Here is a 12,591-nt window from a genome sequence, read left to right as displayed (position 1 = left end):
ACGAGCCGGGCCCGCGAACGGACGCCTGGCCGCGGGCGTCCCTGCGGCGCGCCTGCGGGGTGATGCGTCTTCCGGCGCGGACGCCGTGCAGGGTCGGCACGATGCACTCCTTCAAAGGGCTGGAGTTCCGGTGCGTCGCGGTCATCGGTGTGAGCGACGGTGCGCTGCCGTACCCGCGTGCGGTGACCCCGGCCGACATCGACCGGCTCCAGCACGAGTCGGACCTGCTGGCGGAACGCTGTCTGCTATTTGTCGCGTGCACGCGGGCCCGGGACGGGCTGCATGTGTCGTGGTCGGGCACCCCGAGCGAGTTCCTGGTGGAGGCCGGGGTGTGTCAGGCCTCGTAGGCGGGAGGACCGGGCCGGGGGCGTCGCAGTGCCAGGGCTGCCAGCGCAGCGGGGGCGCCCTTTGGTCCGCGGATGCCCGGGAAGGCGTTGATGTCGACGACGACGGGCGCCCCCTCGCGGTCCAGCAGGTCGACACCGTAGACGTCCAGGCCGAATATCTCGCCCGTGTTCAGGGCTGTTTCGGTCCAGGCCCGCGGCAGGTCACGGACCAGTGGCGCGGACTGTGCGCCGTCCGGCGGGGCGCCCACCGGTGCGGGGCGCACCCCCGCGAACACCTCTCCCGCGATCACCCACAGCTTGTGGTCCCAGCCGCTGTTCGCGACGAACTCCTGTATGACGACGGGCTCGTCGGGCCACTTCGCGGCAAGGTCCCTGAGCCCGGCCGGTCCGTCCACGCGGGCGACAAGGTCTGCGCGCCGGTTGTGGCGGCTCTTGACCATGAGTGGGTAGCCGTTCTCCGGCCGCTCCGCTCCGGGGAGGGCTTCGGACAGCGTGTCCAGGGTCCTGGTCCGGGGCATCGGCAACCCGGCGCCTTCGGCCACGGCGGCGATCCGGCTCCTGTCCTGGCACAGCTCCGTCGCGGCGGCGGAGTTCAGCACCCGGGCGCCGTGTGCTTCGAGGAAACGGGCAAGTTCCAGTGCCCGGGCGCTATGGGCCTTGAGGAGGTAGACGTCCGCGAGATCGTCCGGGGCCACCAGCTCGGACGGCGATCCGGTCCCGGTGTCCGGGTTCAGGAACGTCACCTGGTGCTCCGCCTCGATCAGCACGGAAGCAGCGGCGGCAAGCAGCGGATGATCCGGCTTGTCGGTCAGCAGACACACCCTCATATCTGGGCGGCTCCCGGTGCGGCCGCCAGCATGTCCGCTTCGGGGTGCGGCTGAGGCTGTCCGTGGGGGATCTGCGGCGGTGAGGGAATGCGCGTAGCCGGGGCGAGTACACCCGTCCAGCCGCTGCTACCTGTCCTGGCCAGGTCGAGGACGGCGCCGGCCAACCGGGATACGGCGTCCGGGACCTGACGGAAGCTCGGGAAATCATTGATGTCGACGATCACGGGGCCGTCGGGACCGAGCACCACATCGATGCCGTACAGATCGAGGCCGAAGACCGCTCCCACCTTCGCCGCCAGTGCGGCCACCTCGGCGGGTACGGGGACGGCTCCCTCCTCGACCTGCCCGTCCGGGTGGAGCGGGGAGCGTCGCAAGGTCGCGTGGCACTCGCCCGCGAGACAGTAGACCTTCAGGTCGGAGCCCACGTTGGGCACGTAGGGCTGTGCGATCAGTTGGCCCTCCCCCACCTGCTCCGCCTCCGCCAGTCGCCCGGGATCCGGCACGAGCCGCACCCCCCGCCCCGAGCTGCCATCGGCGGGCTTGACCACCAGGGGGAAGAGCTCGTCGGGGACATCCGCGAACAGCGTGGCCCTGGGTGCCGAATACGTCACCGGAACCGGCAGCCCGTGCTGCCGCGCGATGACCGATGTGAGGGCCTTGTCACGCACCGCACGGATCGACCGCGCATCGTTCACCGTGGTCAGACCCACGGCCGCCGCGGCCTCCAGGAGGGTGAGCCCGGGGCCGCCGGACACAGTCTTGAGCACCCAGGCGTCATGGGTCCCCGCCCGCACCTCTTCCGAAATCCGCAGCAGTGAGCCGCCGGGGCGCACCACGTCCACCTGGTGTCCCCACGACGACAGTCGTCGGGCCACGTCAAGCGGCATGCCGTCATGCCGGTACAGCTCTTCGACGAGGAAGCAGAGCTTCATCCCAAAACCCCTCGGTGCCCCATGGCTGATGAGGGCACAACGATGCCTTGCGGTGCTCTTCCGAACACCGCCAAAAGAGCAACGCTACGTCACGCTCGCCCCAAAGCAATGCCAGCCGGGTGTTACTAATGACGCATCCCCTAATTCAAACTGGTCTTCGACGTGCGCGACCGCGGAGTGGATGGCCTTCGACTTCACAGGCCGTGCTGGTCGAGGAGCCGCATCAAGTTCCGCTTGCGCTTCTGACCGGCACGCAAGGCGGCTAGGTACGCGGTGAGTTCGTCCGTCGTGCCCAGGCGGCGGTGGCAGTCGCGCATGCTCAGGAGCAGGCTGGTCAGCTGCTCGTAGACGGCATTGCCGGTCTGCTTCTCGAGAGGTTCGGCCAGGCGCCGGTAGACGCGCAGCGCATCGGCGGGGCGGATGGCGCGGGCCTGGTCGGCGAGGGTGAGCCACTGCCGGTCGTGGGCGCCGGTCGCGGTGGCAGCCTGCCAGGCGGCGTCGATGTCCTTGTCGTCGAGCAGAGCGTCGATCAGGACCGGGCCGCTGTACCAGCCCCACTCGCGCTGTGCCGTATCGGCACGCAGCAGCTCCAGGGCCTCCCCGCGCTCGGCCTGCCAGCAGTCGGCTTCCTGTGCCGCCGCGCGCAGCTGCTGGTAGGCGGCGAGGGTGCGGTGGGCGGCGAAGCGGGCGCGGCGCAGGGCGACGGCATCGGGGAGCCGGTCCGAGCGTGTGTAGCGGTCGCAGAGGTAGTCGACGAGGTCGATGGCGGGGGTGGTGTCGGACACTTCCGTGATGCCGCGCTCCGCCCAGCGCAGCGCGTCGTCAGGGCGTCCGGCGGTGTCCAGTTCGCGGGCGATGACCAGGTGGGTGCTGCCGTCGGGGGCGAGGTCGGCCGCGTGCACGGCGATCACCGCGTCCACGTCGTTCGCCGCCTTGGCCAACCGCTCCATCAGGTACTTCTCCGCCCAGCCTGTGCGGTTGCCGCGCCAGGCTTCGAGCGCCAACTCCCTTACGGTGGTCATTCCCTGCTCGCCGAGGACGTCCTCGTAGTCGAGCGGATCGATGTCGGTCAGGTCGTCCAGGTCACTGAGCACATGACCGACCAGCCACCGCGCGGTCTCGTCCGGGTCGGGGCGGGCCGCGCGGCACGCGGCGACATGGACTTCGGCGAGATCGGCCCCGACCTGGCCGAGGTGGCCGTCGGAGTCGTCGATCAACTCCTGCACCTCGCTCAGCAGCCGCATCGCCTCCCTCGACAGGGAGATCGCGTCCTCGGCCCGCCCGGTGGCGGTCAGAGCGGCGACGGCACTCACTGCCTGCGCGGCCTGTTCGCCGTAGGCACGGGCATCGGCGTACTCAACGTATCCGTACTGCGCGAAGCGGCCGATGTCGAGGAGTTCGCGCATCCGGGCGCGGACTTCGGTGAGGTCTCCGCGGGCGCTCGCCGCCCGCGACTCCAGGCGGCGGCGCACCTGCCGGTCCTCGGCGATCTGCTCCCGTACCAGGGCGAGCAACTCGTCCCTGGAAAGCGCGGCGAGCCACGCGTCCAGGTCCTGAGCGCGGTTCCGGGCCCGGGTGCGCTGCTCCGGCACGCTCTCCGACCGGGCGAGCGCGGTCAGGCCGAGCGCGACCAAGTGCTTGCAGAAGTTGCCGTCCATGCCGTACGGGCAGTCGCACTCTCCGTTGAGCCCTTCAGGCCCGTCGAGTGACAACTCCACCTCGTAGGCGTCCGTCCCGTGGACCGTGGCGGTGATCGAGCCGTCCTCGACCTCCAGAGCGGTCACCGCGTCCAGATAGCCCAGGCCCCGCTCGAAAGAGCGCGGCCCGGCCAGTGCTCGCAGATCCGCCTTGGTGAACCCATCCATGATTTCCCGCCTCGGCCTTCCCACCTCGGTGCGTGAATTTGCGCCCCCATCCTGACCGTTGGGGGGACGTCATCGGCAATCGTCCCTGTCCTCGCCCTGGTTGATCAGCTCGGGTGGCCTGCCCGCCGGGACACGACTCGGGCCCGCCCGTCACCGGGGGGCGCGACCCGGTCATCCGGCCGGACATTACAATCGGCACAAGATCACTCGCAGGTCGCTCACTCGTGGCATGTTGTTGGCCTCCATGAACCACTGTCGGCGCCGGCCGATGTCGTGCGACCCTGAGGCAGGTACTGATGCGGTACAGACCGCGCCGGACGCGGCCCCCGAGCCGCCCGCGCCACGCACCTGGGTCTGCCCCAGGTCCGCGAGGCGCTCAACCGGCCGACGCTGGCGCAGTGTCTGGAGGTGCTCACCACCACCGGAGTGCCGGTGGCGCTCACCGAGAACGGGACGCTGCGCCGCGGCCACCACACCATGACGCTGAAGGCGCGCCTCACCGACCGGCGCTACGAGACCTCGCTGAGCGAGCGGTCGATGCGCAACTCGGTCGGGCCACCCAGCAGGTCGGGCAGGGGCAGCAGGGCTCCAGTGCCCAGTCGGTCGGCCTTGAGGCCGGTGTCTCACCGCGAGACTCGAACAAAGCGCCCGAGACCGGCTGGGCGCGGCGCATCGGCTGGATGCGCGCGGGCGTGCGGCACACTGGCAGAGCCAGCACGCCACACGTAACACCGTCTCGGTCGCGGGCGAACATCTGACGGCGCAGACCGCCGCGCTCCTGTTCTCGTACCGGGTCGAGCTGAACGCAGCCTTCGAGGGGTATCGGCGGCCGCGCGGCTGAGCCCGGCTGGTCAGCGTCGGGATGCTGGGAACCGGGTTCTTCGTGAACAGGGTGCGGCCGCGGCCGCTTTTCAAAGACGGCGCGGCGCCGGTGGGCCGCGTGGAGCTGGCGGTGCCCGCGGCACACAGCTCCGAACGGCACTCCCCCGACCGGCCGGCCACGGAGCAGCGGGCACCGTCGCCACCGGACACCGGTGCCACCGCGCCGTCGCCTGCCGGCGCAGCCACGCCCCCGCCACTGCCGGGACCGGCCGACACCCGAGGAGGTCCGCACCGCCTGGGACCGGATGGCCGACGCGCAGGCCGACATGACCGAGGCGGAGAAGCGCTACTACGACGCGCGGGCCCGTGCCCGTGAGGCCTGGCTCTCCATGACGGAGGCGGAAAGGGCCGCCGTCGAGGGGGGCAGGACACCACACCGCCCACCACGGACACTGCCGGCGACCGGCCAGTCTCTGCGGCTGTCACTGATTGGCGTGCCGCCCACGACGACGCGCGGCTGTGGGAGGCCCGCACGATCGAGGCGGCCGAGCAGACCCACTGACTGCACGCCGCGGCGGAGCGCCTCACCGCCCGTCACTATCCGCGCCCTGACGCCACCACGGACACGACTCCGGTCGCCCCTGACACGACCCCAGCCACCAAGGACACCACCCCAGCCACGTACAAGAAACCCGCTTGGCGTGAGGAGGCGCCCGCACGGTGCGAGGTCGCGGCAGACGAAGGCAAGGGGCCGCGTACGCTCAGGGGGGGCGCGCTCGCCCTCGGCTACACCCAGGTCGCCGCCACGGCGCGCGGCAGCCTCTTCGGCGGTGTGCTGCCCAAGGACTACTCGGGCGTGACCTCACGGGAGTCGCTGGCCGCGGTGCGCGCCACGCTGGGACGGTGCCGCGTGCGTTCCTGGAGAGCGAGGCGGAGCGGCTGGCGGACGGGTTCGCGGCCACCTTCCGGGAGCACACCCCGCACGAGGTTCCCGACCTGCTCGGCCTGGCGCTGCGGCGGGGCCCGCGGGTCCCGGGGACGACCGGCCAGTACCTGGACAATCTGCTGCGCGCAAACCCGGAGCGGGTGATCGACCAGCACGAGGCGCTGGCGGTGCGCACCAACTACGGCGCACCGGACACCAATACCGCGGACGGCGTGCGGCGTATCGACCCGCCGGTGGTACGACTGGAGACCCGCCCCTATGCCTCCGCCCGGTCCACCGCGGAAACCGTCGAGCAGGACTACGGCACCCTGGCGCGGTTCTCCCTGGACCTCTACAACGACGCCCGGCAGCAGCACGGCTTGCCGCTGGTGGGCGGCCCGGTGACACAGACGTACAGCCCGCCCGCCGGCGACACCGCGCCGGACGCGCCGGACGCGGGCCCCACGGGCGGATCCACCGCCCCCGGCGCGGACACGGCAGCCACCGCCCCCGCCTCGCCCGAACTGGCCGCGCTGGCAGCCCGGTTGCCCGGTATGGAGCGCGCGGAGCGGGCCGCCGCGCTGGCGCTGCTGCCGGAGGGCGACCGTGACGCGCTGGCCTCGGACCGGATTCTGGTACGGGCGCTGCGCGACGGGCTGTCCGCGGAGGACTTCGCGGCCACGGCCGCCCCGCTGCTGGTGCGGGTCCCCGAGGGCGTGGAACGGCCGGTGTCGGCGCGGCAGGAGGCCGAGGCGCAGCTCCTGCGCATGCTGGGCGACCCCAGGACCACGGAACGCCTGCTGACCAGCGGCACCCGGCTGATCGTGGTGCCCCGCGACAGGGCGATGACCTCGCTCGACGCGTTCCGCCATCTGAAGGGCGCCCGTACCGACCAGCGCGCGCTGGACACGATGCGCGGAGTCTTCGCCGGCGGCCATACCGCAGCCACCGAGGAGAACCTGCTGGGCGAGACCACAAGCGTGCGAGGCGGCGGAGCGTACCAGGACGGATACTCCACCACGACCCACGAGTTCGCCCATGCCATCCATGTGAAGGGGCTGAGCAGGGCCGACCGTCAGTGGATCGCGGACGTCTACCGCGCCAAGGTCGCCCAGGGCGAGGCGGCGCGGTGGCCGGACGGTCCGCTGCGCGCCCCCAAGGCCGACCCGGGCAAGGGGTCCGACGTCACCGTCGGGAAGGCCCAGGAGGCGGGGAAGGACACCAACTACTCCTCGCACAACGAGTTGGAGTACTTCGCCCAGCTCAGCAACGCCTACCTGGGCACGAACACCGGCCGGGACCCGTACACCGGGCAGCCCCGCAACAACGGCGCCGACTGGGTGCACCGGCACGACCGGGCGCTGCTGCCGCTACTGGAGCGGCTCTACGGCACCCGCCCGCAAAGAGTGACCGCCAACCCGTTCACCGCGACCCAGGCCGAGAACGAGACCTGGGCAGGCTTCCGGGCACTGTGGGACCGCGCCGAGGGCACCCTGCGGCCGCAGCCGCACACGCCTGCGCCGCTGCCCTCGCTCGCCGCGGTCACCGGCGGCTCCTCCTCGGGGTACACCGCAGTGGCCTCGATCGCCGCGGCCCTCGGCCCCTCCAGCGGTCCGGTGACCAGCGGTCCCTCGCCGGACGGTCCGGGCGGCACTCCCCTTTCCATGGAGGACTTCCTCCCGCCCCCGACGGTATCCACGGACACGTCGATCCCACCCCCCGATACCTCCGGCCGCTGATTGCGACTCCACCGGGTGCTTCCCGAGGAACGGGCGGCACCCTGGAGGAAGAGAAGGTGTGAGGGCGGGAGAGGAGGCGTGATGCGGACCAGCGACGAGATCTATCACCGGGTCCGCTGGGACCCGCGGTTCGACCCGGCCCGGTTCGTGCTGGGGATCAGCCAGCGGGGCGATGGCCTCAAACGCATCCCGCTGTCTTCCTTCGTGCCCGGGGGCGACATCCCGTGGCACCGGGTGGTGTCCATCGAGGCGGACGGCGAGGTGGTCTGGGACAGGGCCACGGGTGTGGACCGCATCGACGCGTCGGACGCCGGCCGGGTGCGGGACCCACAAGCGGGCCTGAGCTTCGATACGGGCTCCGGCTGGGGCGAGCCCGTCAGAGTCCTCGACGTGTTCCCGACGACCCGCACGGCGGTGGCCTGGGTCCCGCCTGCGGAGCTGTGGCCGCCGATCCAGGACATCCGCCGGGATTACGATCCGCAGATCCATCGGTGGCCGCCGCACGTCAATGTGCTCTTCGGCTTCGTGCCGGAGTCCGACTTCGAGCGGGCTGCCCCACTGCTCGCCGCGGCGACGGCCGAGACGCCGGTCTTCACCGCCCGGCTGGACGGGGTGCGTACCTTCCGGCACAGGGCGTACTTCACCGTGTGGCTCGACCCGACGGCAGCCTGCGAGGCGCCGTGGGCGGACCTGCACCGCGTACTGCAGGAACGGTTCCCGCGCTGCAGTGGGCCCGCCAAGAACTTCACCCCACATCTGTCCCTGGGCCGGACCCGGGATCCGCGGCGAGTCACCGCGGACTGCGCCATCCGGCTCGACGCAATGACGGCGACAGTCTGGGAACTCGTCCTTCTCTCGCGCAGGGGCGACGGACCGATGCGGCCACGGGCCACGGTCGCCCTGCGAACGGGCGAGGTCCGCTGGCTGCCCGCGCTCGGCCTCGAAGCGCCGGGCCCGGAGGACACGGCATGGCTCTCCGAGATCACCGACAGGTGATCGACGAGGCGGTAGTCGAAGGGCGGGCGGCCGCCACGGTAGCGGCCTTGGCGAGCCGCCGACGCCGAGATTGCGAGCCTGCGGAGCGCTTGGTCAAGCCTGTCGCGGTCGCCACGCAGGCGCCGAGAGGAAGTTCAGTGCCAGTCCACTGACTGCGTCGAGGGCCGAGGACTCCTGGTTCTGCTCGTCCGTTTTCTCCGGTCGGGACCGTGCGTGACCGGCTGCGACTCGGTGCGTTTGTTCCTGCCGATGAGGGAGAAGGCGTTGATCCTGGAAGTGGGACGCCCACCTGCGATCCATGCCTCTTCGAATTGCGGGAACGGTCTCGCCCGGGGTTCGTCCCTCCGTCAAGGGAGCCGTCCGGTGATCACGTCAGTTCGTCTGTCAGGTCGGTATCTGTCACGCTCAGCCAAACCGGGGCCTCCGCGTGAGGCTCCCAAGCCGTCGGCGCCTTCACCGCGGCCTTCCTGGTCTCGCTGGCTGCTGCCTGTCGCCGCGTTGGTCTTGCTGCTCGTGGTGCTGATGCGAACTCCCTCCCCCCTGGGGGGCGCGTCGCTGTCGTACAGCGAGTTCGTCGGCAAGGTGAGCGTCGGTCAGGTCAAGACGGTCGACATCGACGACAAGGGCGCCATCAAGGGAACCCTCAAGGACGGTAAGAAATTCACCACGCGGATACCCACCGCTTTGGACAACAGCCGTCTGGAGCAGCAGTTGCAGTCCAAGAACGTGGAGATCACCGCGTCCCGGAGCAGCACCGGCAGCCCCCTCGGAACACTGCTGGTGCTGTTCCTGCCGCTTCTGTTCATCGTCGCTCTGTTCGTGTGGACGGGCCGCCAGGCAGCAAGGACGCTGGGCGGGGGGCTCAGTGCCATCGGGCGGGCCCGCGCCAAGATCATCGAGACCGAGCGGCCGACCACCCGCTTCGAGGACGTCGCGGGCTACGGAGGCGTCAAGCAGGACGTCAGTGAGATCGTCGACTTCCTGCGCAGCCCCGAGCGCTACGCGGTCGCGGGAGCCAAGGGACCACGTGGGGTGATCATGGTGGGCCCGCCGGGCACCGGTAAGACCCTCATCGCCCGCGCTGTGGCCGGTGAGGCGGAGGTCCCGTTCCTGTCGGTGACCGGCTCGGCGTTCGTGGAGATGTTCGTCGGTGTCGGGGCCTCCCGGGTGCGCGACCTGTTCACCGAGGCGCGCAAACGGGCCCCCTCGATCATCTTCATCGACGAGATCGACGCCGTCGGCAGCCGTCGCGGCGGGGCTGCCCGGCTGGGCGGCAACGACGAACGCGAGCAGACCCTCAACCAGCTCCTCGCCGAGATGGACGGCTTCGACCAGTCCAGCGGCATCGTCGTCCTGGCCGCGACCAACCGACCCGAAGCCCTCGACCCGGCGCTGCTTCGCCCCGGCCGCTTCGACCGGCACGTGACCGTGCCGCTACCCAATCAGGCCGAACGGGCGGCCATCCTGGCCGTCCACGCCCGCGGCAAGACCCTGGCGCCGGACGTCGACTGGGACACTGTTGCCCGGGCCACGCCCGGTTTTTCCGGCGCTGACCTTGCCAATCTGGTCAACGAGGCTGCCATCAATGCCGTCCGGGCAGGGGGTGCCGTCATCGACGCCCAGGGTCTCGGCGACGCCCGGGACCGACTGCTGCTGGGGCGGCGGGAGTCCACCAACGCCCTGCTGCCCGAGGAACGGCACTCCGTGGCCGTCCACGAATCCGGACACGCGCTCATGGCGGCCCTGTGCGAGCACGCCGACCCGGTCGCCAAGGTCACCATCCTGCCCTCCGGGCCTTCGCTGGGTGCCACTGAGCAACTCCCGGAGGCCGAACGGCACCTGTACAGCGAGGGCTATCTGACCGACCTGCTGACCGTCCGGCTGGGCGGCCGTGCGGCCGAGCTGGTCGTCTTCGGCGAGGGTTCGACCGGTGCCGCCGACGATCTGGCCGGCGCCACCCAGCTCGCCGCCCGTATGGTCCGTGAGTTCGGCCTGTCCCCGGCCCTCGGCCCCATCGGGTACGGCTCCGGAGCCTCCCGCTACCTCGGCGGCGAGAGCACCGAAGAGACGCTGCACCGGCCCTACTCCGAGCAGACCCAGCGCATTGTCGACGAGGAGACCGCCCGCCTGCTACGGAAGGCCGAGGAACGCGCGGTGGCTCTGTTGAGCGACCACCGGGAGGCGCTGGAGACCCTTGCCGGACTGCTCACCACCCGCGAGACCGTCGATGGATCCGTGGTCCTCGACGTACTCCACCAGCAACAGCAGCCGGACGGCCACCCCACGGCGGCAGGGAAGCCGAAGCCCTCCCCGTGACGCCGCGGCGACGTTCGCAAACAAGATGGAGGCGACCATGGAGGAGCAGGAGCCGAGGACGGTCTACGGCGAGCAGGAGGTCTTGGCGCGGACGGTCGCCGTCGTGATGCGCACTGCTGTGGTCACGATCGATGTCGACGAAACCGTGCTCGTGGCTTGGGAGTTGCTGGAGCGATCAGGCTCCCGTCACCTTCCGGCCGTGCATCCGGACGGTCGCTGTGCCGGCCTGCTGGACAGGGCCGACGTGGCAATCGCCTGTGCGGCACCGGCCGCTTCGCTGTCCGGCCAGCGCGTGGGCGACCTGCTGCCCGCCCGCAGGTCGGCGCTCGTCCATGTCGGGCAGACCGTACGCCACGCAGCCGACCTCATGAGGTGTACCGAAGCCGACGCCCTGCCGGTGCTGGAGGAAGACGGGCGTCTCGCCGGGGTGCTGACCGCAGCCGACATCGTCGCGGCCCTCGCCGGTCGTCCGGTGCAGAAGGAACCCGCCGACGCACGGCCGCGGGCCCGGGCCACGGTGTTGCCTGGGCTCCCGCCTCGGCGGGGCTACCGTGGAACCGCGGTGCCCTGAGCGCCCGCCACTGAGCTTCGGCGCGCTTTCCGAGGTGACACCTGGGTAGGGCTGTCCTGGTGTCACCTGACGTCGGCGTCAGGTCCATCCTGGCAAGCGCACGCAGGCGAGATCCCGCGCTTCCTCATCCGCCCGCCTGCGGTCTCAAGCGTCCGTTCCCCGTCACTGTCCTGTCCCACCCGACTCAGACCTTGGCGGAACCGCCGCTTGCCGCTGGTTCCCTGTGCGTGCCCAGTTCCGGCAGGAGTGCGGTGGCCCTGCCGGCTTCTTCTTCGACGAACCGGGTCAGGGCCCGGGCGCTTTCGAGGAACTGGGCGGGGAAGACGATTGTGGAGTTCTTCTCCGCGGCGATCTCGGCGAGGATTTGCAGGTTGCGTAGTTGCAGGGCGATGGGGTGGTCACTGATGACGTCAGCGGCCTCGGCGAGGCGGTCGGCGCTCAGTGCTTCCCCCTCGGCGGCAATGATCTTGGCGCGCTTCTCGCGCTCGGCCTCGGCCTGGCGGGCCATGGCTCGTTGCATGGTTGCCGGGAGCTCGATGTCCTTCAGTTCCACCAGCAGCACATACACACCCCACTGCTGGGTGAGGCCGTCGAGGATGTCCTTGATCCGGGTGTTGAGCGTCTCGGTGTCGGTGAGAACCTGGTCGAGTAGGGAACGGCCGACGACGTTGCGCACGGTGGTCTGCGCGATCTGACTGATCGCTGACGACACGTCCTCGATCTCGACAATGGACTTCACCGGGTCGACGCGCCGGAAGTATGCGACGGCGGCGACGCCGATGGAAACGTTGTCCCGGGTAATCACCTGCTGGGAGGGGATCGGCATGGTGACCGTCCGCAGCGTCACCTTCCACATCCGGTCCGCCACGGGAATCATGAACCGTATTCCTGGTTTGCGCACATTGCGCAGTCTTCCGAACCGGAACACGACACCGCGCTGGTACTGCCGGACAATCGCGACTCCGAGACTGGCCACGGGACTCATCTCCTTGAGGCTCTTGCTTTCATCGTGGCTTGGCCTGCCTGCCCCGGGTCCGGGCCGACCTTCCCTCGTCAGGGGCCGACCGGCCCCGGCGCGAACTGCTGTTCGTATCCGGGATCCTCCTGGTGGCAGGCCGCCTCCGCCACTGATCCAGAGCGCCTCGCGCTTTCGTCACGGTAGTTGTCAAGTCAAATGAGACATTTACGTCGCTATGAGCTTTGTGGTTCGGGTTGCGCTCGTTTGGCGGGGTCGTTGATCCAGACCTGGCC

7 protein-coding genes and 2 pseudogenes are annotated in these 12,591 nt (G+C 70.5%); 5 read left to right on the top strand and 4 right to left on the bottom strand.

From position 1 onward, the window contains the following. Positions 1 to 28 precede the first annotated feature (28 nt). Positions 29 to 347: pseudogene (locus tag ABT115_RS23375) on the top strand (3'-5' exonuclease); the annotation flags it as partial. Here ABT115_RS23375 and ABT115_RS23370 read toward each other — a convergent pair. From ABT115_RS23370 to ABT115_RS23360, 3 genes are all read right to left on the bottom strand, one after another. Further along, positions 335 to 1,174: an ATP-grasp domain-containing protein gene (locus ABT115_RS23370; protein WP_351793097.1), complete on the bottom strand. Its 840-nt coding sequence runs from the start codon at positions 1,172 to 1,174 to the stop codon at positions 335 to 337. The pseudogene ABT115_RS23375 and the gene ABT115_RS23370 overlap by 13 nt on opposite strands. Beyond that, a complete protein-coding gene (locus tag ABT115_RS23365; protein ID WP_351793094.1) occupies positions 1,171 to 2,106 on the bottom strand; it encodes an ATP-grasp domain-containing protein in 936 nt (311 codons plus the stop codon). Before ABT115_RS23365 ends, ABT115_RS23370 begins: the two co-directional genes overlap by 4 nt. A 194-nt stretch (positions 2,107 to 2,300) precedes the next feature. After that, positions 2,301 to 3,971: an SWIM zinc finger family protein gene (locus ABT115_RS23360; protein WP_351793091.1), complete on the bottom strand. Its 1,671-nt coding sequence runs from the start codon at positions 3,969 to 3,971 to the stop codon at positions 2,301 to 2,303. Positions 3,972 to 5,696: 1,725 nt separating this feature from the next. Here ABT115_RS23360 and ABT115_RS23355 point away from each other — a divergent pair. The 4 genes and pseudogenes from ABT115_RS23355 to ABT115_RS23340 all read left to right on the top strand — a co-directional run bounded on the left by ABT115_RS23355 (position 5,697) and on the right by ABT115_RS23340 (position 11,340). Then, positions 5,697 to 7,457 (top strand): hypothetical protein, encoded by a 1,761-nt coding sequence (locus tag ABT115_RS23355; RefSeq protein ID WP_351793089.1) that lies wholly within the window; start codon positions 5,697 to 5,699, stop codon positions 7,455 to 7,457. A gap of 81 nt (positions 7,458 to 7,538) precedes the next feature. After that, positions 7,539 to 8,273, top strand: a pseudogene (locus tag ABT115_RS23350) (RNA repair domain-containing protein); the annotation flags it as partial. Positions 8,274 to 8,816: 543 nt separating this feature from the next. Beyond that, on the top strand, positions 8,817 to 10,769 hold the full coding sequence (gene ftsH, locus ABT115_RS23345) for an ATP-dependent zinc metalloprotease FtsH (protein ID WP_351793086.1): 1,953 nt from the start codon (positions 8,817 to 8,819) through the stop codon (positions 10,767 to 10,769). A 37-nt stretch (positions 10,770 to 10,806) separates the two neighbouring features. Further along, positions 10,807 to 11,340 (top strand): CBS domain-containing protein, encoded by a 534-nt coding sequence (locus ABT115_RS23340; RefSeq protein WP_351793084.1) that lies wholly within the window; start codon positions 10,807 to 10,809, stop codon positions 11,338 to 11,340. Positions 11,341 to 11,524: 184 nt separating this feature from the next. On the opposite strand, the gene ABT115_RS23335 is transcribed toward ABT115_RS23340, so the two are convergent. Beyond that, the gene (locus ABT115_RS23335) at positions 11,525 to 12,316 is read right to left on the bottom strand and encodes a slipin family protein (RefSeq protein ID WP_351793081.1); all 792 of its coding nucleotides are present in this window, start codon (positions 12,314 to 12,316) and stop codon (positions 11,525 to 11,527) included. Between the last annotated feature and the right edge of the window lie 275 nt (positions 12,317 to 12,591).

The sequence above is a fragment of the Streptomyces sp. NPDC001832 genome (assembly GCF_040297265.1).
Classification (GTDB): domain Bacteria; phylum Actinomycetota; class Actinomycetes; order Streptomycetales; family Streptomycetaceae; genus Streptomyces.
Note: the sequence above shows the minus strand (reverse complement) of the source record. Positions and strands in the feature narration are given on the sequence as shown.

Coding starts and splice junctions, on each gene's coding strand:
- ABT115_RS23370 (WP_351793097.1), bottom strand. CDS start 1,174: ATGAGGGTGTGTCTGCTGACCGACAAGCCGGATCATCCGCTGCTTGCC.
- ABT115_RS23365 (WP_351793094.1), bottom strand. CDS start 2,106: ATGAAGCTCTGCTTCCTCGTCGAAGAGCTGTACCGGCATGACGGCATG.
- ABT115_RS23360 (WP_351793091.1), bottom strand. CDS start 3,971: ATGGATGGGTTCACCAAGGCGGATCTGCGAGCACTGGCCGGGCCGCGC.
- ABT115_RS23340 (WP_351793084.1), top strand. CDS start 10,807: ATGGAGGAGCAGGAGCCGAGGACGGTCTACGGCGAGCAGGAGGTCTTG.